25 protein-coding genes and 1 pseudogene are annotated in these 23,337 nt (G+C 69.6%); 15 read left to right on the top strand and 11 right to left on the bottom strand.

Annotated elements, in window-relative coordinates:
* Positions 1–22: 22 nt before the first annotated feature.
* From ACFV15_RS31510 to ACFV15_RS31490, 5 genes are all read right to left on the bottom strand, one after another.
* Positions 23–616, bottom strand: a complete 594-nt coding sequence (locus ACFV15_RS31510; RefSeq protein ID WP_378354843.1) for a class F sortase — start codon at positions 614–616, stop codon at positions 23–25.
* Entirely contained in the window at positions 603–1,430 is an 828-nt protein-coding gene (locus tag ACFV15_RS31505; RefSeq protein ID WP_378354841.1) for a DUF4397 domain-containing protein, read from the bottom strand. The genes ACFV15_RS31510 and ACFV15_RS31505 overlap by 14 nt, the downstream gene beginning before the upstream one ends.
* A 12-nt stretch (positions 1,431–1,442) precedes the next feature.
* A complete protein-coding gene (locus ACFV15_RS31500; RefSeq protein WP_378354839.1) occupies positions 1,443–3,227 on the bottom strand; it encodes a glycosyl transferase in 1,785 nt (594 codons plus the stop codon).
* 81 nt (positions 3,228–3,308) lie between these two features.
* On the bottom strand, positions 3,309–4,070 hold the full coding sequence (locus ACFV15_RS31495) for an IclR family transcriptional regulator (RefSeq protein ID WP_378354837.1): 762 nt from the start codon (positions 4,068–4,070) through the stop codon (positions 3,309–3,311).
* A gap of 34 nt (positions 4,071–4,104) precedes the next feature.
* On the bottom strand, positions 4,105–4,689 hold the full coding sequence (locus ACFV15_RS31490) for a TetR/AcrR family transcriptional regulator (RefSeq protein ID WP_378354836.1): 585 nt from the start codon (positions 4,687–4,689) through the stop codon (positions 4,105–4,107).
* Between the two features lie 86 nt (positions 4,690–4,775).
* On the opposite strand from ACFV15_RS31490, the gene ACFV15_RS31485 reads away from it, so the two are divergent.
* From ACFV15_RS31485 to ACFV15_RS31455, 7 genes are all read left to right on the top strand, one after another.
* Positions 4,776–5,684, top strand: coding sequence for an oxygenase MpaB family protein (locus ACFV15_RS31485; protein ID WP_378354834.1), 909 nt, complete (start codon positions 4,776–4,778; stop codon positions 5,682–5,684).
* 9 nt (positions 5,685–5,693) lie between these two features.
* On the top strand, positions 5,694–6,719 hold the full coding sequence (locus tag ACFV15_RS31480; protein ID WP_378354846.1) for an LLM class F420-dependent oxidoreductase: 1,026 nt from the start codon (positions 5,694–5,696) through the stop codon (positions 6,717–6,719).
* 175 nt (positions 6,720–6,894) lie between these two features.
* Positions 6,895–8,913 (top strand): neutral/alkaline ceramidase, encoded by a 2,019-nt coding sequence (locus ACFV15_RS31475; protein WP_378354833.1) that lies wholly within the window; start codon positions 6,895–6,897, stop codon positions 8,911–8,913.
* A gap of 10 nt (positions 8,914–8,923) precedes the next feature.
* Positions 8,924–9,874 carry a sphingomyelin phosphodiesterase gene (locus ACFV15_RS31470; RefSeq protein ID WP_378354831.1) on the top strand — a complete coding sequence of 317 codons (951 nt, stop codon included), beginning with the start codon at positions 8,924–8,926 and terminating at the stop codon, positions 9,872–9,874.
* A gap of 38 nt (positions 9,875–9,912) precedes the next feature.
* A complete protein-coding gene (locus tag ACFV15_RS31465; RefSeq protein WP_378354844.1) occupies positions 9,913–11,226 on the top strand; it encodes an MFS transporter in 1,314 nt (437 codons plus the stop codon).
* Positions 11,219–12,640 carry a pyridoxal phosphate-dependent decarboxylase family protein gene (locus tag ACFV15_RS31460; RefSeq protein WP_378354830.1) on the top strand — a complete coding sequence of 474 codons (1,422 nt, stop codon included), beginning with the start codon at positions 11,219–11,221 and terminating at the stop codon, positions 12,638–12,640. Before ACFV15_RS31465 ends, ACFV15_RS31460 begins: the two co-directional genes overlap by 8 nt.
* A gap of 161 nt (positions 12,641–12,801) precedes the next feature.
* Entirely contained in the window at positions 12,802–13,098 is a 297-nt protein-coding gene (locus ACFV15_RS31455) for a hypothetical protein (RefSeq protein ID WP_378354828.1), read from the top strand.
* Here ACFV15_RS31455 and ACFV15_RS31450 read toward each other — a convergent pair.
* The 4 genes from ACFV15_RS31450 to mrf are packed head-to-tail and all read right to left on the bottom strand — an operon-like array spanning position 13,095 to position 15,773.
* Positions 13,095–14,141, bottom strand: a complete 1,047-nt coding sequence (locus ACFV15_RS31450; RefSeq protein ID WP_378354826.1) for a GTP-binding protein — start codon at positions 14,139–14,141, stop codon at positions 13,095–13,097. The genes ACFV15_RS31455 and ACFV15_RS31450 overlap by 4 nt on opposite strands.
* On the bottom strand, positions 14,138–14,296 hold the full coding sequence (gene rpmF, locus ACFV15_RS31445; protein ID WP_091286280.1) for a 50S ribosomal protein L32: 159 nt from the start codon (positions 14,294–14,296) through the stop codon (positions 14,138–14,140). The genes ACFV15_RS31450 and rpmF overlap by 4 nt, the downstream gene beginning before the upstream one ends.
* Positions 14,296–14,544, bottom strand: a complete 249-nt coding sequence (locus ACFV15_RS31440; protein WP_378354824.1) for a type B 50S ribosomal protein L31 — start codon at positions 14,542–14,544, stop codon at positions 14,296–14,298. The genes rpmF and ACFV15_RS31440 overlap by 1 nt, the downstream gene beginning before the upstream one ends.
* On the bottom strand, positions 14,541–15,773 hold the full coding sequence (gene mrf, locus ACFV15_RS31435) for a ribosome hibernation factor-recruiting GTPase MRF (protein WP_378354822.1): 1,233 nt from the start codon (positions 15,771–15,773) through the stop codon (positions 14,541–14,543). Before mrf ends, ACFV15_RS31440 begins: the two co-directional genes overlap by 4 nt.
* A gap of 49 nt (positions 15,774–15,822) precedes the next feature.
* On the opposite strand from mrf, the gene rpmB reads away from it, so the two are divergent.
* The 5 genes from rpmB to cobA are packed head-to-tail and all read left to right on the top strand — an operon-like array spanning position 15,823 to position 18,019.
* On the top strand, positions 15,823–16,059 hold the full coding sequence (gene rpmB, locus ACFV15_RS31430; protein ID WP_091286289.1) for a 50S ribosomal protein L28: 237 nt from the start codon (positions 15,823–15,825) through the stop codon (positions 16,057–16,059).
* On the top strand, positions 16,059–16,226 hold the full coding sequence (gene rpmG / locus ACFV15_RS31425) for a 50S ribosomal protein L33 (protein ID WP_378354820.1): 168 nt from the start codon (positions 16,059–16,061) through the stop codon (positions 16,224–16,226). Before rpmB ends, rpmG begins: the two co-directional genes overlap by 1 nt.
* Positions 16,226–16,531 (top strand): 30S ribosomal protein S14, encoded by a 306-nt coding sequence (rpsN, locus tag ACFV15_RS31420; protein WP_378354818.1) that lies wholly within the window; start codon positions 16,226–16,228, stop codon positions 16,529–16,531. The genes rpmG and rpsN overlap by 1 nt, the downstream gene beginning before the upstream one ends.
* Positions 16,532–16,536: 5 nt before the next feature.
* Positions 16,537–16,758 (top strand): 30S ribosomal protein S18, encoded by a 222-nt coding sequence (gene rpsR / locus ACFV15_RS31415; RefSeq protein WP_378354816.1) that lies wholly within the window; start codon positions 16,537–16,539, stop codon positions 16,756–16,758.
* Between the two features lie 52 nt (positions 16,759–16,810).
* Positions 16,811–18,019, top strand: a complete 1,209-nt coding sequence (cobA, locus tag ACFV15_RS31410; RefSeq protein WP_378354814.1) for a uroporphyrinogen-III C-methyltransferase — start codon at positions 16,811–16,813, stop codon at positions 18,017–18,019.
* Positions 18,020–18,318: 299 nt separating this feature from the next.
* On the opposite strand, the gene ACFV15_RS31405 is transcribed toward cobA, so the two are convergent.
* Positions 18,319–19,206, bottom strand: a complete 888-nt coding sequence (locus ACFV15_RS31405) for an alpha/beta fold hydrolase (RefSeq protein WP_378354812.1) — start codon at positions 19,204–19,206, stop codon at positions 18,319–18,321.
* Positions 19,207–19,292: 86 nt separating this feature from the next.
* On the opposite strand from ACFV15_RS31405, the gene ACFV15_RS31400 reads away from it, so the two are divergent.
* From ACFV15_RS31400 to ACFV15_RS31390, 3 genes and pseudogenes are all read left to right on the top strand, one after another.
* Positions 19,293–20,132 carry a crotonase/enoyl-CoA hydratase family protein gene (locus tag ACFV15_RS31400; RefSeq protein ID WP_378354808.1) on the top strand — a complete coding sequence of 280 codons (840 nt, stop codon included), beginning with the start codon at positions 19,293–19,295 and terminating at the stop codon, positions 20,130–20,132.
* A gap of 5 nt (positions 20,133–20,137) precedes the next feature.
* Positions 20,138–21,816 (top strand): annotated as a pseudogene (locus ACFV15_RS31395) (AMP-binding protein).
* A 150-nt stretch (positions 21,817–21,966) separates the two neighbouring features.
* Positions 21,967–22,842, top strand: coding sequence for a bile acid:sodium symporter family protein (locus ACFV15_RS31390; RefSeq protein ID WP_378354807.1), 876 nt, complete (start codon positions 21,967–21,969; stop codon positions 22,840–22,842).
* A 57-nt stretch (positions 22,843–22,899) separates the two neighbouring features.
* Here ACFV15_RS31390 and ACFV15_RS31385 read toward each other — a convergent pair whose 3' ends face one another.
* Entirely contained in the window at positions 22,900–23,316 is a 417-nt protein-coding gene (locus ACFV15_RS31385) for a hypothetical protein (RefSeq protein ID WP_378354805.1), read from the bottom strand.
* Between the last annotated feature and the right edge of the window lie 21 nt (positions 23,317–23,337).

Raw genomic sequence — 23,337 nt, 5'->3', positions numbered from 1 at the left:
CGGTTAGAACCGCCCGCAACGCTCACGAGCCTGCCCAGTTCGTCGACGCGTAGACGACGATGTTGTCCCGATACGACCGTTTCGCCGCGTCGAAGCTGCCGCCGCAGGTGATCAGCCGCAGCGCGCTGCCCGGTGCCGGGCCGTAGACGGCGGCGGTCGGGAACGCGTCCTTCGGGTACCGCTGCACGGTGTCGACGCTGAAGGTCGCGGCCTGCCCGTCCGAGCGGCGCACGGTCACCTGGTCACCGGGTTTCAGGTCGCGCAGCCGGAAGAAGACCGCGGGACCCGAGTGCGAGTCGACGTGCCCGGCGAGCACGGCCGGTCCCGCGTCGCCGGGCACGGGCGCGCCGGTGTACCAGCCGACGCGTTTGAAGTCCGACGGCGGCGTGAGCTGCCCGGCTTGATCGAGGCCGAGCGGGACGATTTCCGACTCCTCCAGGCCGATTGCCGGGATGGACAGGCCGACCGGGCGCACGTCGGCACGCCGCGGCAGCGATTCCACACTGGCCGGAATCGGTGCCGCCGTCAGCGAGGCCTGCGGGAGCGGCTGCGGGGGCGCGGGTGTACAGCCTGCGGCGAAGACCAGGCACAGCAGGAAAAACTCAGCGCGTCGCACGGCGCCAGGTGAGCCAACCGAGTCCTAAGAGGACGCTCGCGGCCAACGCGAGCCAGCCGCCGTAGCCACCGGGTGCGGTTCCGCCACCGCCGGTCTCAATGCCCATCTTGGGCGGATCGGCCATGGTGGCGCCATCGGCGAGTGTCTCGGTTTTCAAGCCACCGCCCGGATTCTCGGTCACCAGCACGGTCGTCACCGAGCCCGCGCGGACGTCGACCGAGGCCTGCGACGAGGTGCCCCCGCCGGACAGCTGGAACGGCCACCGGCCTTGCGGGACGTCCGTGTACGGTGTCGCCAGCCCGTAGGCCGCGTCCTTCGCGACGACCATTCCGTTGGGGCCGTTGACGGTCACCGGCGCGACCGCGGCCGAACCCTGCACCAGCCGCACCCGGCCGGAGCCCGCTTTCGGCGGGGTGAGGTCGTCGGTGATCAGCTCGCCCTTCAAGGTCCCGTCGGGACCGTTGGCGAAGACGAACAGTGAATACGCGGTCTGCGCGCTGATCGACACGGTCGCGGTGAGCGCGGGCGGGGTCGACGGCGCCGCGTCCGCAGGGCGCATCGACAATGTGTACGCGCCGGGATTGAGCGACGAGTACGGCGTCACCGCGCCGTAGCCGGCCTTGCGGATGACCACCTTCTCCTGGCGGCCGAAGGCGGCGACGTAGATGTCGACCGGCGGCACCTTGGGGGAGAGGTGGCCGACCCTGATCCAGCCGACCGACGGCCCCGGCCCGGTGGCGGCCTCGGCGACGGACGGGGTGAGCGGTAGCGCGGCGAGCACCAGCACCGCCGCCAGTCTTCGGAAGCGCTTCATCTCGACTGCCTTTCAGGGAGTGTCGAACGGCGCGAGCAGGCCGCCCGGCGGGAACAGGGAGTAGGTCACCGTGACCCGGCCGTCCGCGGTGGCGACCGCCGCTGGACGGTAGATGTCACGCTGGCCGCCGAAGAACTGCGCGATCCTGGCGGGATCGTCACCGGTCAGCACCACCTTCCGGCGCGGCTGGCCCGCCGAGTCCTCGCCGGGGATCGCGGGCAGTGCCACGATCTTCAGCGGATCGAGCGAGACGTACGCCGCGATCGTCGCCAGCAACCGGGGGTCCACCCGGCCGCCGCGCAACGTGTCGGCGTCGCCGAGCAGCTGGATGCGCGGGGAGGCCGCGAGCATCGCGCCCGCCCGCGCGCGCGAACCCTGCTCCCTGGCCGCCGGGACCACATCGACGATGCTGATGCGCGAGACCTCCACCTCGTCGAACCGGGCGGCGGGTTTCGCGAACGTGAGCACAGTGGCGAGCCCCGGCAGCGCGGGCACCTGGTCACGGAGCGCTGGCGTCGAAAGCACCCAGTCGGCGGTTTCGCAGTCGGTCGCGCAGTTCGACGCGACCATCAGTGAGCCGGTCGGCCAGCCGGCGGCGGCGAGCTCGGTCCAGCCCGCGTCGTCGGTCAGCACCCGCGAGCCGGAAGCGTTGTCCCGCAACCACTGCGCGGCGTCGGAGACCGGGGACGGCGGTTGCTTGGTGCGGAGTCCGGCATAGCCGTTGATCCAGCTCGCGGCGGTTGCCGCGATCACCAGGTACACCGCGATCACCAACGGGATCGAGAACCGCCGCTGCCTGCCGGAATGCTTGCGCCGGCGTGGAGACCTGGCGAGTGCCGCCGCACGCACCGTGCCCGCGGTCGTCAGCAGCGCGAACGGCATAGCGAGCGTCAAGCCGCCGGGGCCTTGCCACAGAGCCGCGACCGCGAGCAGCAGCATGCCGACGCCGAACGGCCGCCACACTCGTGACCACAGGCTGGCCACGGAAACAACGACGGCGATCGTCACGACGACCGGATCGAGGCCTACCCACGCGGCGAGCCCGGAACCGGGGCCGAGCGACGGCCGCAGCAAGCCGGCGGCGGGACCGAACGCGATGCCGAGCCCGAGCGTGAAGGTCACGCCGATCGTCACCGCGCGGTCCGGGTCGCGGCGGCGGACCAGCAGCCAGCCCGCCGTCGGCAGCATGGCGAACGCGAGTGGCGAGGTGAGCACTGCGGCCAGCAGGAAGACCGGAATCAGCAGATCACGGCCCAGCCCGCCCGGCGTGTAGATCAGGAGCAGCGCGGCGAGCAGCCAGAGCACGGCCAGGTTCTCGGTCAGCGCCAGCCGTTGCACGCCGATCGCCAGCGGGGACACCGCGAGTACGGCCACCGTGATCGTCGCGACCCAGCTCGGCAACCCGGCGCGCCTGGCCAGTAGCCACAGCAGCACCGCGATGCCGAGTGCCGCGACGACCGCGGCCTCGCGCACGGCGTTGACCGGGGACTGGCGGACGAACGCGCGGGTCAGCAGGTCGTACCCGGCGAGCTGCGCCCAGCCGAACGGGCTCGACGCGCCGTTCGTCATCCCGGGATACGACTGCAGATGACTGAGCGCGAAGACCCGGGCGACCGGCTGCGCTTCGAAGTCCGGCTTCCCCGCCGCGAGATGGACGAGCCGGAGCCCGCCGGTCAGCGCCAGCAGTGCCAACAGGACATCGACCGACTCGAGCCGGCGCCGCCCGAAAGCCCGGTGCGCCGTCGAGAGTTCACTGAGCGCGACCTGAGTCATCGTCGGCACAGCGTAGTCCGCCATTCGCACCGACGTAAGCGTCCAGCCGGGCGTCACCGATACGGCCTATCGCCGGCCCGCCATTTTGTTGGGAGATAACAAAGATCAGGTCAGCGCGCGGGACAACGCGAGCGCCGCGGTCCGTACCGCGGGGCCGACCCGCTCGGTGCGCACCCGGTTGACCCAGCCGGAGATCGACAGCGCCGCCACGGGTTTCCCGTCACCCCCGAGCACCGGGCTGGCCGCGCACACCACGCCGGTCCCGGATTCCTCGCGCTCGTAGGCGATCCCCTCGGCGCGGATCTTGGTCAGCTGCCGTTTCAGCAGGCCCGGCGCGGTGATGGTCCGGCTGCTCACCCGCGCCAGCCCGCCTGCGATCACACCGTCCACTTCGGACTGTTCGGAGAAGGCGAGAATGGCCTTCCCCACCGCGGTGGCATGAGCCGGGAACCGGCCCCCGATCCGCGACGGCAGCCGCGGCGCGTCCGGCCCGCGCAGAATGTCGAGATAGACGACCTCGGTGCCTTCGAGCACCGCGAGGTGCACGGTGTTGCGCGTGGCTTCCCGCAGATCGGCCAGATGCGGCCGGGCGGCGTCGACCAGCCCCCGCTGCCGGATCGCCAGCTGCCCGATTTCGAACAGCTTGAGCCCCAGCCGCACCGAGGTGCCCTCGCGTTCCAGCAGGCCGTTCGTGACGAGATGCCCGATCAGCCGGTGCACACTCGACTTCGCGATCCCCGTCCGCCGAGCCAGCTCGGACACCCCGAGCGGCCCGTCGCCCGGCCCGAACGCGGTCAGCACCGCGGTCAGCCGCAGCGCGGTCACCCCGGCGTCGTTCTCGACTTCGTTCCGCACAGCGGCACACATGAGGTGAGTGTGCCGCATTCCGGCCTCGCGCAGGTCACTTGTCGGCGTTGAGTACCAGCGCGACGCAATGGCGGACCAGCCGGTCGCGCGGCACCTCGAGCGTCCCGTCGAGATAAGCGATGAAAAGGTTCGCCAGCGCGCCGACCAGCCCGATCGCGGTCATCTGCCGGTCCAGGTCATCGGCGCCGTTCGACAACTGGTCGCGCACGAGCGCGGCGAACGCGGGCAGTAGCTCGACGCCGCGCCTGCTCAGCGCGGGTTCGGTCATCGGCGCGAGCAGAAGCACCCGGCCCTGGCGCGGGTCGTCGACGATCAGCTCGACGAACGCGGTCACCGCCGCCTCGGCGCGGGCGTCCGGGGTGGGGGCGGCTTGGACCGCGTCGACGAGCACCTGGTGTGCCAGGGCTCCGACGTGCTCGTAGGCGGCGGCGACCAGTGCTTCGCGGTCGGTGAAGCTCTCGTAGAAGTAGCGCTCGGTGAGTTTCGCGTGGCGGCAGGCCGCGCGGACGCTGAGCGCGGGGCCGTCTTCGGCGCCGAGCAGGTCGACGGCCGCGTCGATGAGCTGGGAGCGGCGGGCGGCCTTGCGGTCCTCGAGCTTCGTGCCCGCCCAGCTGCTCATTACCTACTCCTCGGTTGACTACGGCCGTTGTCAATTCTAACCTGACAACGCGCGTGGTCAGTTAACCATCTCGACGAGGAGTGGTCATGCCGGAACCGCTGGGTCCCGATTCGCTCACGTGGAAGTACTTCGGCGACTGGCGTGGGCTGCTGATCGGCCTGTGGGCGGGGTCGATGCAGAACATGCACCCTGAGCTGGGCGCCGGCGTGGAAGAGCACTCACGCTTCTTCGAGGAACGCTGGCAGCGGCTCTTCCGCTCGCTCTACCCGATCGGCGGAGTCGTCTACGACGGGCCGAGGGCGCACGCGACGGCGCTGGCCGTGCGCGGCTATCACGACCTGATCAAAGGCGTCGACAAACACGGCCGCCGCTATCACGCGCTGAACCCGGACACGTTCTATTGGGCGCACTCGACGTTCTTCATGAGCGTGGTGCTGATGGCCGACCACTTCATGGGCGGCCTCGACGAAGCCGCCAAGCGACGGCTGTTCGACGAGCATGTCCAGTGGTACCGGATGTACGACATGAGCATGCGGCCGGTGCCGGAGAGCTGGGAGGCGTTCCAGGTCTACTGGAAGCACATGTGCGAGGAAGTGCTCGAGGACAACAAGGCGACCCGCGATGTGCTGGACCTCAGCGGCCTGCCGAGCCCGATCTCGTGGCTGCCGGACTTCGCGTGGCGGCCGATGCGGGCGATCGTCGCGCGGAACTTCGTCTGGCTGACCGTCGGGCTGTACGACCAGTCGATCCGGGACCTGCTCGGGTACCGGTGGACCGCGCGGGACGAGCGCTGGCATCGACGGGCGGGGAAGGCCATCGACTTCGTGTTCAAGTTCGTGCCGTTCGACCGCCGCTACCATCCGCGGGCGCGCGCGGGCTGGCGGCGCGTGCGCGGTGAGATCCCGTTCGACGCGCCGCTGGTGGAGACGCCGCGGCGCAACCTCCCGCCGATTTCCCGCCGCGACAATCCCGCGCACTACTCGCCGAAGGTGTAGGCATTGACTATGAAACTGGGCTATCACCTCGGGTACTGGTCCTCGGGTCCGCCCGCGGACGCGCTGGAGACGATCAAGGAGGCCGAGGCGCTCGGCTTCGACTCCGTGTGGACGGCGGAGGGCTACGGCTCGGACGCGTTCACCCCGCTCGCCTGGTGGGGCGCGTCGACCGAGCGGATCAAGCTGGGCACCAACATCGTCCAGATGTCCGCGCGCACGCCGACCGCGACCGCGATGAGCGCGCTGACGCTCGACCATCTCTCGGGCGGCCGGTTCGTGCTCGGGCTCGGCGCGTCCGGCCCGCAGGTGGTCGAAGGCTGGTACGGCCAGCCGTATCCGAAGCCGCTGGCGCGCACCCGCGAATACGTGGAGATCGTGCGCAAGGTCATCGCGCGCGAGGAACCGGTGACCATCGACGGCAAGTTCTTCCAGCTGCCGCTGCAGGGCGGCACCGGGCTCGGCAAGCCGCTGAAGTCCACTGTGCACCCGCTGCGCAAGGAGATCCCGATCTACCTGGCCGCTGAAGGCCCGAAGAACGTCGCGCTGTCGGCGGAGATCTGCGACGGCTGGCTGCCGTTGTTCTTCTCGCCCAAGACGGACGGTTTCTATCGCGCGGCGCTGGAAGAAGGCTTCGCGCGCCCGGGTGTGCGGCACGCCATCGACGACTTCGAGGTCGCTGCCTCGGTGCCGGTGATCGTGCACGACGACGTCGAAGCGGCCGCCGGCTTCATTAAGCCTTCGCTCGCGCTGTACATCGGCGGGATGGGGGCCAAGGAGGTCAACTTCCACCACGACGTGTTCGCGCGGATGGGTTACGAGGACGTCGCCGACAAGGTGCAGGAGCTCTACCTCGCCGGGCGCAAGGCCGAGGCGACCGCGGCCATCCCGACCTCGCTGGTCGAGGACACCGCGCTGATCGGACCGGCCGCCAAGATCCGCGAGGAGCTCGCGCAGTGGGAGTCCACAGTGGTCACGACGCTGTTGCTGCGTGGTGACGCGGCGACCCTCCGCTCGGTCGCCGAGGTTCTTTCCTGAGCCCGGGGTCGTGAGTGGTACGGCCGGTTCTAACCGGCCAAAGCACTCACGATCCCTGCCTGCGCTCCCGTCAGGCCTGCCGCGACACGCGCACCCGGCAGGCCTGAGCCAAGCCTCGTCTTGCGCCCGTGACGCGGATCACTTAACGTGAAAGTAGTTCGCGTTTGGAGGCGCTATGACGGTGAGCCGTAGGCATGTGCTGGCTGGAGCCGCGGCATTGCCGCTGGTCGCGGGCCTGTCAGGGCAGGCGGGAGCGGCTCAGGCGGCCCCCGCGAGCGACGGGTACCTGGTCGGCGTCGGCATCGCGGATGTCACCGGGCCCGCCGCCGAGAACGGCATGATGGGTTACTCCATGCCGCAGCAGAAGACCGCGGGCATCCATCTGCGGACGCGGGCGCGGGCCTTCATCGTCGCGGACGGGACGAACCGGATCGTGTTCGTGACCGCCGATCTCGGCGCGATCTTCCAGTCGGTGCACCAGGGTGTGCTGCGCAAGCTCGCCGCCGCGTTCGGCGACCTCTACACCGAGCGGAACCTGCTGCTCAACGCCACGCACACGCACGCGGCCTGCGGCGGCGATTCGCATTACGCCGCCTATGACCTGTCGATACTCGGGTTCCAGGAGCAGACCTACAACGCGGTCGTCGACGGGATCTTCGCGGCGATCTCGGCCGCGCATCGCAATCTCAAGCCCGGCACGCTCACCCTCGGCAGGACCACGCTGGAGACCGCCAGCGTGAACCGGTCGAGGCCCGCCTTCGAGCTGAACCCGGCCGCGGACAAGGCACATTTCCCCAAGGCGATCGACCCGGCGGTGACCGTGCTGCGGTTCCGCCAGGGCAGCACCGACATCGGCGCGATCAGCTGGTTCGCCACCCATGGCACCTCGATGAACAACGCGAACCAGCTGATCAGCGGTGACAACAAGGGGTACGCCGCGTACGAGTGGGAGCACGACAACCGCGGTGTCCGCTATCTCGACGGGCCCGCCGGGTTCGTCGCGGCGTTCCCGCAGACGAACTCCGGTGACATGTCGCCGAACCTCGACCTGAAGCCGAGCAGCACCGCCGAGGAACTCACGCGCACCAAGACGATCGGTGACCTCCAGTTCCAGGCGGCCAAGCGCGCGTTCGACGCGGCGAGGGAGCCGGTCGCCGGCGGGGTCGACCATCGGATGACCTATGTGGACATGTCCGCGGTCGTCGTCGACGGGAAGTACACCACCAGCGGCAAGGAGCAGCGCACCTGCGCCGCGGCGATCGGCGTCTCGATGCTGGCAGGCAGTGTCGAGGACGGGCCTGGCATCCCGATCCTGCCCGAGGGCGTGAAGAACCCGTTCATCGACTGGCTCGGCGGTGCGGACGCGCCGATCCCGCAGGCGCTCGCCGACGCGCAGGCGCCCAAGGTGGTCGCGGTCCCGTTCGGCCTGATGAAGCCGTATCCGTGGGCGCCGGAAGTGCTGCCGCTGCAGATCGTCCGCATTGGACAGCTGTATCTGGTCGGCGGGCCTGCCGAGTTCACCATCGTCGCCGGGCTGCGCATCCGCCGCACGGTCGCGGCCGAACTCGGGGTGCCGCTGGAGAACGTGCTCGTGCAGGGCTACGCCAACGCGTACAGCCAGTACGTGACGACCCCGGAGGAGTACGACTCGCAGCAGTACGAGGGCGCGTCGACGCTCTTCGGCCGCAACACTTTGCCCGCGTACCAACAGGAATTCGGCAAGCTCGCGGCCGCGATGAAGGCAGGCACTTCGGTGCCGCATGGGCCGGTGCCGCGTGACCTGCGCGGCAAGCTGATCAACTTCCAGACCGGCGTGGTCTTCGACAGCCCGCCGCTGCTCAAGAACTTCGGCGACGTGCTCACCGACGCCGCCGCGACGTACCGGCGCGGGGACACGGTCACCGTCGAGTTCGTCACCGGGCACCCGAAGAACAAGCTCCGCCCGACGTTCTTCGAGGTCCAGCGCTACGACGGCGGCCAGTGGGTCCGCCACGCCGACGACGGCGACTGGGACACGAAATACCGGTGGACCCGCACCGGCGTCGCCGATTCGAAAGCCACCATTACCTGGGATGTCCCGCCGAATGCCCCGGCGGGCAAATATCGCGTGGTGCACTTCGGGGACTGGAAGAACGGCTGGAACGGCGCGATCAGCTCGTTCAGCGGCGCGTCTCGCGCGTTCATAGTGTCGTAAAGGGGATTTTGTGCGGAAACTCGGTGTGCTCGGCGCGGTCGTTCTCAGCGTCACAGCTGCCCTGTTCGGCTTCGCGATGCCCGCGCACGCGGCGGGCGAGCTGAACGTCTTGGCGTTCAACCTCTGGCAGCTGCCGTGGATCGCGAACCCGAACACCTCCGACAAGGAGGCCAGGGCCCGCGCCGCCGAGTCCGTCATCCGCGCGCGGGACGCCGACGTCGTCGTGCTCTCGGAGGCGTTCAGCGCACAGGCCGAGGATCTGCGCGCACGGCTCGCCAACACGTGGCCGCACCAGACCCCGCTCGTCGGGCAGTACTGCTCGACCTCGTCGGGCTGGACGACGGTCGACGGCAACTGCTCGTCATCGCCGTTCATCATCAGCGGCGGCGTCACAGTGCTGAGCAAATATCCCATTACCGAGAAGCACCAGCTCGTCTACCGCAACTCCTTGAGCGGCACCTGGGACAACTGGTCCAACAAGGGCGCCGCGCTCGTCCGGATCGCGGCGAACGGCCGTCCGCTGTGGATCGCGGGCACCCACATGCAGGCCGACGAAGGCCCCGAGACACTGCCGAAGGCACACCAGACCCGGATGGCCCAGCTGGCCGAACTCCGAGACCTGGTCGCGAAATACGCACCGGCGGACGAGCCGGTGGGCATCGCGGGCGACCTGAACATCGAGTATTTCGCCGGGCAGCGGCGCACGGACGCGCAAGGCCGGACCCAGGTCCAGCAGGGCGAGGCCGCGCTCGGCGGCACACTCAGGACAGCGGACGGCTACACCTACGACGCCGTGACCAACCCCAAGGCCGCGCCCGCCGGGTACCGCGACGCGCTGGACTACATCGGCTCCGTGTCCGGCCGCGTACCCGCCGGGGTCGGCCCGGTACGAGTGGTGCATTACGACGGTGGCACGATTCCCTCCGACCACTATCCGGTGGAGGCGAAGCTCCAGTACTGATCTCCTGGAGATTCGGGGTGACCCGCGACAGGAGGACCATGGCGGCGCTGCCAGCAAGCACGAGGTTGAATTACTCGTTCGGCTCGTTCGTCACCGGGACCTTCGGCACCGTGCCAGGCCTGCTCCTGCTGCCCTACCTCACGGACACGATGGCCGTGCCCGCCGCGGCGGCCGGCCTGATCGTCTTGGTGCCGAAGGCATGGGATGTCGTCTTCAACCCGATCGCGGGCAGGCTGTCGGACGCCAGCCTGGTGAAACGGGGGAGCAGGCGGCCGTTCCTGCTCGGTGGCGGCATCGGCGTCGCGGTGCTGTTCGCGCTGATGTTCGGGCACCCCGGCTTCGGCAAGCCGGCGCTCGACGCGACCTATGTGGTCATCACGTTCTTCTTGTGCGCCACCGCATACGCGTTCTTCCAGGTGCCGTTCAACGCGCTGCCCGCCGAACTCACCGAATCACCCGCCGAACGGACCAAGCTGACGAGCTGGCGGATCGGCTTCCTCGCCGTCGCGATCCTCGTCGCCGGTGGCGGCGCGCCCGCGATCACCGATCTCATCGGCGGCGCCGGTGGCTACCGGGTCATGGGCGTGGTCATGGGGCTCGTGACGCTCGGCGGCACGCTGGTCGTGTACTTCGGGCTGAAGGGCGCGCCGGTCGGCTCACTGCGCCCGAACACCGTGAGCTTCCGCGAACTCGTCCGCACGGTCGCGGGCTGGCGGCCGTTCCGCTGGCTGCTCGGCGTCTATTTCGTGCAGGCGCTGGGCATCGGCACCGTGCTCGCCGGGATCAGTTACTACGCCTCGCACATCCTCGGCAGCTCCGGCTATCGCACGGTCATCTTCGCCGTGTTCGTGCTGCCCGCGCTGGGGATGATGCCGGTCTGGCCGATCATCGGCTCGCGCTGGGGCAAGCTCGCCGGATTCCGCATCGCGACGGCCATCTTCGGCGTCGCGCTCGTCGGCCTGCTCGGCGGACTGGCGTTCCCCGTGTGGCTCTCGCTCTTCTTCGCGGCGCTGGCCGGGGTCGGCTACGCGGGCATCTCCGTGTTCCCGCTCGCGATCCTGCCCGACCTGATCAGCGCGGAGGAGGAGCGCACCGGCGCAACCCGCGCGGGCATCGCCGCCGGTGTCTGGACGGCCTCGGAGACGCTCGGCCTCGCCGTCGGGCCGTTCCTGTTCAGCGGTGTGCTCGCTGCGGGCGGGTACCTCTCGAGTGACGCCGAAACGGTCGTCACCCAGCCGGACAGCGCGATCACCGCGATTCTGCTCGGCGTGAGCGTGCTGCCCGCGATCCTGATCTCGGCGGGTATCCCGCTGCTGCGCCGTTCAGTGCTGGAGGAGCACATCAGTGCCTGACGACGTGCTCGCCGAGCTCAAGGCCCTGTGCGCGGGCGACCTGCCCACGCACGGCGGCCGCACGCTGGCCTACGTCTACGACAGCGGGCTCGCTGGTGTCGACGAACTCGCCGCGTCCGCGCACGCCATGGCCTCATCGGCCAACGGGCTCGACCCGACCGCGTTCCCGAGCCTGCTGCGCATGGAGAACGACCTGGTCGCGGCCGCGATCGCGTTGCTCGGCGGCGAGGTCGGCTCGGTGACCTCCGGCGGGACAGAGTCGTGCATGCTCGCTGTACTGGCCGCGCGCGACGCGCACCCGGAGATCTCGGCGCCGTCGGTGGTGCTGCCGGTCACCGCGCACGCGGCTTTCCTGAAGGCGGCCCATTTCTTCGGCGTCCGCGTGATCGCGGTGCCGGTCGACGCGGGGTTCCGCGCCGACCCCGCCGCGATGGCGGCCGCGATCGACGAGACCACCGTGCTGGTCGTCGCCAGCGCCCCGTCCTACGCGCACGGTGTGGTCGACCCGATCCCGGAGATCGCCGCCGCCGCGTCGGCGCGCGGCGTCCGGATGCACGTGGACGCGTGCATCGGCGGCTGGGTATTGCCGTACCTGAAGCGCTTGGGCGAGCCGGTGCCGCCGTTCGACTTCCGGGTGGACGGCGTCACCAGCATGTCGGTGGACCTGCACAAGTACGCCTACTGCCCGAAAGGCGTGTCGGTTCTCTTGCACGCCAACGCTTCACTGCGCCGCTCGCAGTACTTCGCGAGCGCGGACTGGCCGGGTTACACGATGCTCAACACCACCCTGCAGAGCACCCGGTCGGGTGGCCCGCTCGCGGCGGCCTGGGCGGTGCTGCGCCACATCGGCGATGACGGCTACGAGAAGCTGGCCGCGGCCGCCCGTGACGCCGTCCGCGCGATCCGCGCCGGGGTCGACGCGATCGACGGCCTGCGTGTGCTCGGCTCGCCGGATTCGACGCTGCTGTCGATCGTCGCCGACGGCGAGGACTTCGACCTGTTCACCGTGGCCGACGAGATGAAGGCGCGTGGCTGGTACGTCCAGCCGCAGTTCGCGCATCTGTCGTCGCCGGTGAACCTGCACCTGACGATCACGGCGGCCAATCGTGGCCACGAAACGGAATTCCTCGACGACTTCGCCGCGTCGGTCACGGCCGCGCGTGTCGCGGGGCCGGTGGTCGTCGACGAGAACGTGGCGGCGTTCGTCGCCGCGCTGGATCCGGATTCGCTGACACCGGAGCAGTTCGCCGGACTGCTCGCCGCCGCGGGGCTCGGGGGAGCGGCCGGGCTGCCCGAGCGGATGGCCCCGATCAACGCGCTGCTCGCGACCGCGCCCGCCCGCCTGCGTGAACGCCTCCTCCTCGAATTCCTGGGCGCCCTCTACACCCCGCCCGAGGCACCGACGACGACGTGAACGCCACTTCCGCAACGTTGAAGGTCGCGAAAGTGGCGTTCACGCGGAAGAGGCGCGCGCGGTGTCGCACGGAAGGGTGAGAGCGTCGGGTATCGGCCGGAAAAGTCGATCTTCTGCTGCTAGCGTCGCGTCCACTTCGGACAGAAAGGGGCCAGCTCGCCATGACGCTCACGCACGCGGCGCACACCGACCACCCGCACCAGCACGGCGACGGCTGCGGCCACGTCGCCGCACCGCACGGTGATCACGTCGACTACGTGCACGACGGCCACCTGCACCGCGCGCACGACGGGCACTACGACGAGTGCGAGCCCGCCGACCACGCCGTGCACGAGGCACACGACCACGTGCACGGCGAGGGCTGTGGCCACACCGCCGTCCCGCACGGCGACCACGTCGACTACCTGCACGACGGCCACCGCCACGCCCTCCACGGCGACCACTACGACGACCACTAGTGGATGTGCGGGGCGTCCCACTCCGGGAAGAGGTCGTCCCCGATCAGGCAGCCGGCCAGCGCGCCGAGCAGGCCCGGTTTGTCCAGCCCGGTGCCGATGAACGCCAGCTCCTGCCGAGGGGCCTGGCAGACGCCGTGCGGTTCGAACCGGGCGACCGAGCCCGCCTGTGACCACAGGCCGAGCACACCGGGCCGTGAGGCCAGGCTGAAGAAGCCCTTCGACCGCAGGATGGTGCCGAACTCCTCGGCGTCCAAGGAGTTCACGAACGTCCACAGCAGACCTGGGTCGAACGGCCGGTCGGCGCGGAAGACCACGCTGGAGATGCCGTACTCCTCGGTCTCCGGCACGTGGTCCCCGTTGAGCTCGGCCACCCAGCCCGGCGCCTCCTGCGCGCGGAGCTCGTCGTAACGGCCGGTGCCGAGCACCTCCTCGACCGGCACCTTGCCGTGACTGGAGACCAGCACCCGCGCGGCCGGGTTGAGCCGCCGCAGTGTCGCCACCAGACGGTCCACTTCGGACACCGGGACCAGGTCGGTCTTGTTGAGCAGGAGCACATCGGCGAACTCGACCTGGTCCATCAGCAGATCGCTGACCGTGCGGGTATCGCCGTCGTACTGGTCGAGCCGCCGCTCGGTCAGCGAGTCGCCCGCGGCCAGCTCGGCGAGGAACCGCACCGCGTCGACCACGGTGACCATGGTGTCGAGCCTGGCGACGTCCAGGAAGCTGAACGTCGCCGCGACCGGCATCGGCTCCGAAATCCCGCTCGACTCGATGAGCAGGTAGTCGAACCGGTCTTCGGCGCACAGCCGCGCCACCTCGTCGAGCAGGTCCTCCCGCAGGGTGCAGCAAATGCACCCGTTGGTCATCTCGACCAGGCGTTCCTCGGTGCGGGAGCGGACGAGCGCGGCGTCGATGTTGATCTCGCTCATGTCGTTCACGATCACCGCGACCCGCAGCCCGCCGCGGTTGGCGAGCACGTGGTTGAGCAGCGTCGTCTTGCCGGCGCCGAGGAAGCCCGAGAGCACCGTGACCGGCGTGGTCACTTGGCGAGCCGCTGGAAATGCTTGATCAGCCGTCGCGGCACGAGCTGCTCGACGCCGTCGACCTTGATCGGCACCAGGTCCGGCACGGCGGCCTTCCACTGCGCGCGGCGGGAGCGGGTGTTGCTGCGCGACATCTTGCGCTTGGGCACGGCCATTACTTGCGCCTCCCGTACCGGCGGTGGAACTTCTCGACCTGGCCCGCGGTGTCCATGACGCGGGCCGTGCCGGTCCAGAACGGGTGCGACGAGGCGCTGACCTCGACGTTCACCAGCGGATAGGTGTTGCCGTCCGTCCACTCGATGGTGTGCTCGGACGTGATGGTCGAGCGGGTCAGGAACGCGTCCCCGCTGGCCGTGTCCTTGAAGACCACGGGGTGGTAGTCGGGGTGGATGCCGGGTTTCACTGGTTTTCTTCCTTTCGGTTCGAAACGGGCTGCAGGTCTTCTTCGGTGTCCTCGCACGGTTCTTCGTGCCATGAGCCGAAGGGGTCGGGGTAGCACTGCCACGCGGGCGGCCCTGCGGCGAGTTCCTCGTCGGTCAGCAGCGCGCCGGTGAGCGCGGCCTCGACCTCGTCGGGGGTCGCCCGGTCGGTGACGACCACGATCTCCTGCGCGCGGTCACCGTGCTCCGGATGCCAGCGCAGCGAGGCCAGCGTCCGGCGTTCGGGGGAGACGTCCGCCCAGTCGGGGCCGTCGTCGGCGGCGAGCCACGGCCCGGCGTGCCCGATACCGAGCCCGCCTCCGGCCGACTCGATCCAGAACGCCACGTCCGGCTGGCTCGCCACCCAGGCGCGGCCCCGCGTGCGGATGACGCCGTCGAGCAGCACGTCGATGGCCTCGTGCAGGCGTTCCGGGTGGAACGGGCGCTGCGCGGTGAACGTCAGCAGCGCGATCCCGCAGTCGGTGTGCAGTGGCGGCTGACCACGCAGCAGCGCGCCGTGCATGTCGGTCACGGCGCCACGGCGCGCGTCGGCGGGCACCAGGCCGAGCACGGTCGTGGAGTCCAGAGTGGACAGTTCGACGCGCGGGATCGACGGCGCGACGCGGTCGAGGATGGCCGACGCTTTGGCCGCGGTCCAGGCGTCGGGGGCGGCGCCGCTCAGCACGAGCACGTCCGCGGCCTCGACCTGGGCGAGCGCGACCTGCGCGACCGTGCGCTCGTCTTCGGGACTGGCGAGCAGGCCACGCTCGCCGAGCAGGTCGTCACCGGAGACGTCGTCAAGCCAGCTCTCGCAGTCGACGACGGTGAACACGCCGACCGGCTCGACGTCGTCGATCACCGGGGTCTCGCCGACGAGGACGTTGCGCAGCGCCCAGCCGACCGGCTCGGGCTCCATGGCCTCGTCGAGCTTGAGCACGATCCTGGTCACCTGCGGCATCCGGGAAAGCTTGCGCAGCAAAGGAAGCAGGTCCTCGCGCAGGGTGCAGGACACGCAGCCGTGCGCGAGTTCGAGCGTGGTCGTCTGGTCCCGGCCGCCCAGCTGGACGCGGCGGCGCACCACACCGGAGGTGATCTCGCGCAGGTTGTGGTGGACGACCGCGGTGCCTTCGGTGCGCAGCAGTGCGGCGAGGGTGCCGCTGCCGGGGGACAGGCCGCTGATGAGGACGAGGGGCACTCGCTGGTTTTCGATCACGCGTGTAGAGTAGATGAAAACGATAACCACTACCAACTTGGGAGGGCATGTGTCCGCCGTGTGCCAGGTCACCGGCCGCAAGCCGGGCTACGGCAAGCAGGTCTCGCACTCGCATCGCAGGACGTCCCGGCGCTGGGAGCCGAACCTGCAGGTCCACCGCTACTTCCTGGCCAGCGAGAACCGCTGGATCCGGCTGCGGCTGTCCGTCAAGGGCATGAAGACCATCGACAAGCGCGGCATCGAGGCGGTCGTCGCCGAGCTGCGCGCGAAGGGGGTGAAGCTCTGATGGCCAAGAGCAACGACGTCCGGCCGATCATCAAGCTGCGGTCCACCGCGGGCACCGGGTTCACGTACGTGACCAAGAAGAACCGGCGCAACGACCCCGACCGCATGGTGCTGAAGAAGTACGACCCCGTCGTGCGCAAGCACGTCGACTTCAAGGAGGAGCGCTGATGGCGAAGAAGTCCAAGATCGCGAAGAACGAGCAGCGCAAGGTGATCGTGGCCCGCCACGCCGAGCGCCGCGTCGAGCTCAAGGCCGTCATCGCGTCGCCCCGCTCGTCCGTCGAAGAGAAGAACGCCGCCGTTTCCGCGCTGCAGAAGATGCCGAGGGACGCCAGCGCCACCCGGGTGCGCAACCGCGACGCCGCCGACGGCCGCCCGCGCGGCTACCTGCGCAAATTCGGGCTGTCCCGTGTCCGCATGCGGCAGGCCGCGCACAACGGCGAGCTGCCCGGCGTCTCGAAGTCGAGTTGGTGAGGCCGATGAAGAAGGAACCCAGGCAGCTGAAGCGCAAGCGGAACCTGCTCATCGCCGAGGGTGTGTCCGAAGTGGATTGGAAGGACGTGAACCTCCTGCGCAAGTTCATCTCCGACCGAGGCAAGATCCGCGCGCGGCGGGTCACCGGGCTGACGCCGCAGCAGCAGAAGCAGGTGGCCGTCGCGATCAAGAACGCGCGGGAGATGGCGCTGCTGCCGTACCCGTGAGAAGGCGCACCTGCTGGTGCGCGGCGGGCGCTGGCCAGGCATGCTGTTCGCCATGCCAGATGATCCCCACTATCTGTCCGGGCTCGACCTGACCGGCCGCCGTGTCGTGATGGTCGGCGGTGGAACCGTCGCGCAGCGCAGGCTGCCCCGGCTCGTCGGCGCGGGCGCACGCGTCGAAGTCGTCTCCCCGGAGACCACGCCGTCGGTGAGCGCGATGGCCGACGCCGGCGAGATCGTCTGGCATGAGCGGGCTTATCGAGACGGCGACCTCGCCGACGCCTGGTACGCGCTGGCCTGTACCAACAACCCCGAGGTCAACGCCGCCGTCTGCGCGGAAGCCGAGCGCGCACGCGTGTTCTGCGTCCGCGCAGACGACGGCACCCAGGGCACGGCCGTCACCCCGGCGTCCGGCCGCCACGGCGGGCTGCTGCTGGGCGTGCTCTCCGGCGGCACGCCGCTGCGGTCGGCCTCGGTCCGCGACAGCATCCTCGACGGGCTGCGCGCGGGCACGATCGAGGACGGCCGTGTCGCCCCGGAGGAGCTGCCGGGTGTCGCGCTGGTCGGCGGGGGACCGGGTGACCCCGAGCTGATCACCGTGCGCGGCCGCAGGCTGCTGGCGCGCGCGGACGTCGTGGTGGTCGACCGGCTCGCCCCGCGCGAGCTGCTCGACGAACTCGCCCCCGAGGTCGAGATCGTCGACGCGGCGAAGATCCCGTACGGCAGGGCCGCGAGCCAGGAAGTGATCAACAGCACCATCATCGAGGCCGCGAAGGCGGGCAAGTTCGTCGTCCGGCTCAAGGGCGGCGACCCGTACCTGTTCGGCCGCGGCTTCGAGGAGTACCTCGCCTGCGTCGACGCGGGCATCCCGGTGACCATGGTCCCCGGCATCACCAGCGCGTTCGCCGTCCCCGCGATCGCGAACGTCCCGGTGACACACCGCGGCGTCGCGCACGAGGTCGTGGTCGTGTCGGGGCACGTCGCGCCGGACCACGCGGCCTCGCTCACCGACTGGGCGGCGCTGGCGAAGCTCAAGGGCACGATCGTGCTGATGATGGGCGTCGAGCGGCTGCCGCAGTTCGCCGAGGCACTGCTCGACGGCGGCCGTCCGTCGGACACCCCGGTGGCCATCATCGAAGACGGCACCATGCGCACCCAGCGCGTCCTCAAGTCCACATTGGACGTCGTGGCCGCCGAAGCGAAGGCCGCGGGGGTACGCCCGCCCGCGGTGATCGTCATCGGCCCGGTCGCGGGCCTCGTCTGAGCCTCGCTTGGGGTCGTGAGTGGTACGGCCGGTTCTAACCGGCCAAAGCACTCACGACCCCGCGCCAGGGCCACATCGGAAGTCCGGGGCGACGCCCACTCGCGAGCCCATCGTGAAGCGAGGGTGCCTCCGAGTGCGTACTAAGCACCCAACGGCCCCCTCACTTCACATCCGCCCGAGGCTTGAGAGCGCCTCACTGGACCTGGTGGAGCTCCCTTCGCGAGCCCAAGCTTTTGGGGCGTGAGTGGTACGGCCGGTTCTAACCGGCCAAAGCACTCACGACCCCATTGTATAACGACCTATACGGCTTGGCTTTCGTCGATTTCGTAGCAACGGCCGCAAAAAGACGCAATGGCGGTGGAGAGCCGCTGCGGGTCCATGCGGAGTTCGACCGGGCTGCGGGCCTGGATGAACTCCGCGTGCGGCATGTCGGCGGCGAGCGTGTCCGCGTCGCCGAAGGGGTGGATCGGGTCGCCTTGGTGCCCGATGACCAGCGTCGGCACCGTGATCTGCTTGCGGATCGACTTGGCTGGCGCGGTCCGGCCGAAGAGCACTCCGTGCAGCAGCGCGGCCATGCCCGCCGGCTCCTGCTCGAGGGTGTCGGTGATGACGTCGATCCACTGGCTGCCGTGTGGCACGAGGCTCGCCGCCAGCGCCACGGCGCGCACGCTGATCGGGACGAATCGGGCGGCCAGCAGCAGCGGGCCGAACACGAGCAGGCCCGCGACGATGGCGTTGTCGAGCACCGGCATCTCGACGACCATGCCGTGCAGCCGCTGCGGCGCGGCGACGGCGACCTCGAGCGAGACGTTCGCGCCCAGCGAGGTGCCGCCCATGACCGCCTGGTCGATGTCGAGATGGTCGAGCAGCGCGATCGCCTGCTCGCCGAACGCGGTCATCGAGTAGTGCCATGACTCGGGTGGCCGCTCGGACTCGCCGTGCCCGAGCAGGTCCATGGTGATCACCCGGAAGCCCTCGCGGGCGAGGCGCCTGGCCAGCGGCGCGTGCATCCGCCTGGTCAGCATGATGCCGTGCATCAGCACCACGACGCGGGGTCCGCTGCCGTACTCGGTGTAGTGCAGCCGGTGCCCTTGGTGGGTGAAGGAGCCGGACAGTTCGATCGGGCGATTCCGCTTGGCGGAACGCCGCCGTCGCCGCGGGAACTGAGTCAATGTCGTGACAGTCATCCGAACTCCCCTCGTTCCTACCCTCCAGGAAATCATGCCCTGACCAAGTTGGCACGGTGTCAACCGGATGAGTCAAGATGACAGTCATGACCGCTACCGCAAAGCTGCCCGATCTTGTCTCGCTCAAGGTCGAGGTGACCGGCCATGTCGCCGAAGTGACCCTGCTCGGCCCGTCCAAGGGCAACGCCATGGGCCCGGACTTCTGGCGTGAGCTGCCGATCGTGTTCGGCGCGCTCGACGCCGACCCCGAGGTGCGCGCGGTGGTGCTGACCGGCAGCGGCCAGCACTTCTCCTACGGCCTCGACCTGCCAGCCATGATGCCGAGCTGGGCGCCGATCCTCGGCGGCGAGTCGCTCGCGGGCCCGCGCACGGACTTCCTCGGCCATCTCCGTGAGTTGCAGGAGAGCGTCACCGCGGTCGCGCGGTGCCGCAAACCGGTCATCGCGGCCATTTCCGGCTGGTGCATCGGCGGTGGCGTCGACGTGATCGCCGCCGCGGACGTCCGGGTGGCCAGCGCCGACGCGAAGTTCAGCGTCCGCGAGGTCAAGGTCGCCATCGTGGCCGACCTCGGCAGCCTGCAGCGGCTCGCGCCCATCATCGGCGAGGGTCACCTGCGTGAGCTGGCGCTGACCGGCAAGGACATCGACGCCGCGCGCGCCGAGAAGATCGGTCTCGTCAACGACGTCTACCCGGACCAGGAGGCCTCGCTCGCGGCCGCGCGGCAACTCGCCGCCGACATCGCTGCGAACCCGCCTCTCGTGGTGCAGGGTGTGAAGGACGTGCTCTCGGTCAACACCGAGCGTCAGATCGCCGACGGCCTGCGGTACGTCGGCGCCTGGAACTCGGCGTTCCTGCCGAGCAAGGACCTGGCCGAAGCGGTACAGGCCTTCATGGAGCGAAGGGCACCCGAGTACAAGGGCGAGTAAGGGAGATCTGCGTGTTCCGTGCGGCGAGGGATTATCTGCTGGCGCACCGCGAGGACTACGACACGGCCTATCGGGACTTCGAATGGCCGCGGTTCACGGAGTTCAACTGGGCGCTCGACTGGTTCGACGAGATCGCCCGCGACCCGGCCAACGCCGGACGGTACGCGCTCTGGATCGTGGAAGAGGACGGCTCCGAGAACCGCTGGACGTTCCCGGAGATGGCGCGGCGCTCCGACCAGGTCGCGAACTGGCTGCGGTCACTGGGTGTCCGGCGTGGGGATCGGCTGATCCTCATGCTGGGCAACCAGGGTGAGCTGTGGGAGACGATCCTCGCCTCGATCAAGCTCGGCGCGGTCATCATCCCGGCGTCGACCCTGCTCGGGCCCGCCGACCTGACCGACCGCGTCGAGCGGGGCGCGGCCAAGCACGTGGTCATCCGCGCGGAGGACACCTCGAAGTTCGCGACGGTCGCGGGTGACTACACCCGGATCGCGGTCGGTGAGCCGGTCGACGGCTGGGTGTCCTACGCGGATTCTCTTGACGCGTCGGCGGAATTCGCTCCGGACGGCCCGACCAAGGCCGACGATGCGCTCCTGCTGTACTTCACGTCAGGCACGACCGCGAAACCCAAGCTGGTGCGGCACACCCAGGTGTCCTATCCGGTCGGCCATCTGTCCACAATGTACTGGATCGGCCTCGAACCCGGCGACGTACACCTCAACATCTCCTCGCCTGGCTGGGCGAAACACGCGTGGAGCAACGTCTTCGCGCCGTGGAACGCCGAGGCGACGGTGTTCCTGTACAACTACACCCGCTTCGACGCGGCCGCGTTGATGGCGCAGATGGACCGGTGCGGCATCACGAGTTTCTGCGCGCCGCCGACGGTGTGGCGGATGCTCATCCAAGCCGATCTGACGGCGTTGAAGGCGCCGCCGCGCAAGGTGGTCGGCGCGGGGGAGCCGTTGAACCCCGAGGTCATCGACCAGGTGCGCAAGGCGTGGGGGTGACCATCCGCGACGGCTTCGGCCAGACGGAGAGCAGCGTCCAGATCGCCAACACGCCTGGTCAGGACGTCGTGCCCGGCTCGATGGGCCGTCCGCTGCCCGGGTTCAAGGTGGCCTTGGTCGACCCGGTGAGCGGCGAAGTGGCCTCCGAGGGCGAGATCTGCCTTGACCTCTCGGAGCGTCCGGTCGGCCTGATGACCGGGTACGCCGATGACGACGAGCGCACCTCGGCCGCGTTCGCGGGCGGCTACTACCACACGGGCGACGTCGGTTCGGTCGACGCGAACGGCTACATCACCTACGTCGGCCGCACGGACGACGTCTTCAAGGCGTCCGACTACCGGATCTCGCCCTTCGAGCTGGAGAGCGTCCTGCTCGAACACGACGCGGTCGCCGAGGCCGCGGTGGTCCCGGCCGCCGACCCGATCCGCCTCGCGGTCCCGAAGGCCTTCGTGGTCCTCGCGGCGGGCCATGCGCCGACCGCCGAGACGGCCCAGTCGATCCTGGCCTTCTGCCGCGAGCATTTGGCTCCCTACAAGCGAATCCGACGCCTCGAGTTCGCGGAGCTGCCCAAGACGATCTCGGGCAAGATCCGCCGCGTCGAGCTCCGCAACCGAGCGGGCGACGCCGACCTCCGCCCGGCGGGCGAGTTCCGCGAGGAGGACTTCAAGGACTCGTGAGCGGTATCGCCGGTTCTAACCGGTCATATCACTCACGACCCAAGCGCGAAGGTTACAAATCAGACATCGCCGCACAAAAGGAGAATAGTTCCACCTCCGCGAGGGCAGCATTGGCAGCCGGTTCTCGCCTAAGCGCTCGCGGAGGTTCGGATGGGTTCGCAGATCTTCTCGATTTTCCTGCCGGCGGCGCTCGCGCTGGTGATGTTCGGGCTCGGGCTATCGCTGACCGTCGCCGACTTCGCCAGGGTGGTGAAATACCCGAAGGCCGCCATCGTGGCGCTGACCTGCCAGATCGTCGTGCTGCCCGCCATCTGCTACGGGCTGGTGGTGCTGTTCGGGCTCAACGGCGTGCTGGCGGTCGGCATGATGCTGCTCGTCGCCTCGCCCGGCGGGACCTCGGCGAACCTGTTCAGCCATCTCGCGGGCGGTGATGTCGCGCTGAACATCACCCTGACCGCGATCAACTCCGTGCTCGCGGTGTTCACCCTGCCGCTGGTGGTGGCGCTGGCGGTGGCCCGGTTCATGGCCGACGACGCGTCGATCGGGCTGCAGCCTGCGAAGCTGCTGCAGGTGTTCGCGGTCGTGCTGGTCCCGGTGGCGATCGGCATGTGGGTCCGCCGCCGCTACATCGGCTGGACCGAGCGGATGCAGAAGCCGGTCAAGATCGCGTCCGTCGTCGTGCTGGCGCTGGCGGTCACGTTCTCGATCGTCGGCAACTTCAAGCTGCTGCTGGCCAACAGCGACACGCTCGGCCCGGTGGCGCTGCTGCTTTCCGTGCTCAGCCTGGCTGTCGGCTACGGCGTTCCGCGGCTGCTCCGGGTGGAGCGGCGGCAGGCGATCGCGTCGGCCATGGAGATCGGCATCCACAACGCCGCACTGGCCATCACGGTCGCCGTGTCGGTGCTCGGGAGTGAGCCGATGGCGGTCCCGGCCGGGATCTACGGCTCGGTGATGTTCGTGCCCGCCGCGATCGCCGCCTACCTCCTGACACGCAAGCGCTCGGAGAAACTGGTAAACGTCGCGTGAGAAAAGAGGTCGTGAGTGGTATGACCGGTTCTAACCGGCCGTACCACTCACGACCCCTCAGGCGACGGTGCCTTCGACCTGACGGTCGTCCTCGGTCGAGCAGGTGGTCACCGGGTCGTTGGGACCGCTGCCGCAGGTCCACTCGCCGACCGCGATCGGGCCGGGGCCCTGCGGCGACTTCGCCTCGGCCGGGGTGAGCTTCTGGAAGTACTCCGTGACGACCTGGGCCGCCTGTGCGCAGTCGACCGCTCCGCCGCGGATGGTCACCTTGGCCTGCTTGTCCTTGGCGGGCACCTCGCCGCACTGGGTGCCCGCGGCCGCCGGGTTCGCGGCGGGGCTGGGCGCCGGGCCGGCGGGGGGAGCGGCGGCCACGGCCGACGGCGAGGGCGCCGCGGGCGGCGGCGTGCTGTCGTTGCCGCACGCGGTGAGCGTCAGTGATGCGGCGAGCAGGCAGAACACGGTGACTCTGGACATGTGCCCTTCTCGGTGAAAGTG

It is taken from the genome of Amycolatopsis sp. NPDC059657, assembly GCF_042734395.1.
Lineage (GTDB): Bacteria > Actinomycetota > Actinomycetes > Mycobacteriales > Pseudonocardiaceae > Amycolatopsis.
This window is presented reverse-complemented; position numbering and strand designations above follow the sequence as displayed.

Bases quoted from the DNA above. Each gene is read 5' to 3' on its own strand.
- ACFV15_RS31485 (WP_378354834.1), top strand. From the start codon at position 4,776: ATGCCGGAACCGCTGGGTCCCGATTCGCTCACGTGGAAGTACTTCGGC.
- rpsR (WP_378354816.1), top strand. From the start codon at position 16,537: ATGAAGAAGGAACCCAGGCAGCTGAAGCGCAAGCGGAACCTGCTCATC.
- ACFV15_RS31480 (WP_378354846.1), top strand. From the start codon at position 5,694: ATGAAACTGGGCTATCACCTCGGGTACTGGTCCTCGGGTCCGCCCGCG.
- cobA (WP_378354814.1), top strand. From the start codon at position 16,811: ATGCCAGATGATCCCCACTATCTGTCCGGGCTCGACCTGACCGGCCGC.
- ACFV15_RS31495 (WP_378354837.1), bottom strand. From the start codon at position 4,070: ATGTGTGCCGCTGTGCGGAACGAAGTCGAGAACGACGCCGGGGTGACC.
- ACFV15_RS31455 (WP_378354828.1), top strand. From the start codon at position 12,802: ATGACGCTCACGCACGCGGCGCACACCGACCACCCGCACCAGCACGGC.
- ACFV15_RS31465 (WP_378354844.1), top strand. From the start codon at position 9,913: ATGGCGGCGCTGCCAGCAAGCACGAGGTTGAATTACTCGTTCGGCTCG.
- ACFV15_RS31390 (WP_378354807.1), top strand. From the start codon at position 21,967: ATGGGTTCGCAGATCTTCTCGATTTTCCTGCCGGCGGCGCTCGCGCTG.
- rpmF (WP_091286280.1), bottom strand. From the start codon at position 14,296: ATGGCCGTGCCCAAGCGCAAGATGTCGCGCAGCAACACCCGCTCCCGC.
- ACFV15_RS31400 (WP_378354808.1), top strand. From the start codon at position 19,293: ATGACCGCTACCGCAAAGCTGCCCGATCTTGTCTCGCTCAAGGTCGAG.
- rpmG (WP_378354820.1), top strand. From the start codon at position 16,059: ATGGCCAAGAGCAACGACGTCCGGCCGATCATCAAGCTGCGGTCCACC.
- ACFV15_RS31475 (WP_378354833.1), top strand. From the start codon at position 6,895: ATGACGGTGAGCCGTAGGCATGTGCTGGCTGGAGCCGCGGCATTGCCG.
- ACFV15_RS31490 (WP_378354836.1), bottom strand. From the start codon at position 4,689: ATGAGCAGCTGGGCGGGCACGAAGCTCGAGGACCGCAAGGCCGCCCGC.
- ACFV15_RS31505 (WP_378354841.1), bottom strand. From the start codon at position 1,430: ATGAAGCGCTTCCGAAGACTGGCGGCGGTGCTGGTGCTCGCCGCGCTA.
- ACFV15_RS31385 (WP_378354805.1), bottom strand. From the start codon at position 23,316: ATGTCCAGAGTCACCGTGTTCTGCCTGCTCGCCGCATCACTGACGCTC.
- rpsN (WP_378354818.1), top strand. From the start codon at position 16,226: ATGGCGAAGAAGTCCAAGATCGCGAAGAACGAGCAGCGCAAGGTGATC.
- ACFV15_RS31405 (WP_378354812.1), bottom strand. From the start codon at position 19,206: ATGACTGTCACGACATTGACTCAGTTCCCGCGGCGACGGCGGCGTTCC.
- ACFV15_RS31500 (WP_378354839.1), bottom strand. From the start codon at position 3,227: ATGGCGGACTACGCTGTGCCGACGATGACTCAGGTCGCGCTCAGTGAA.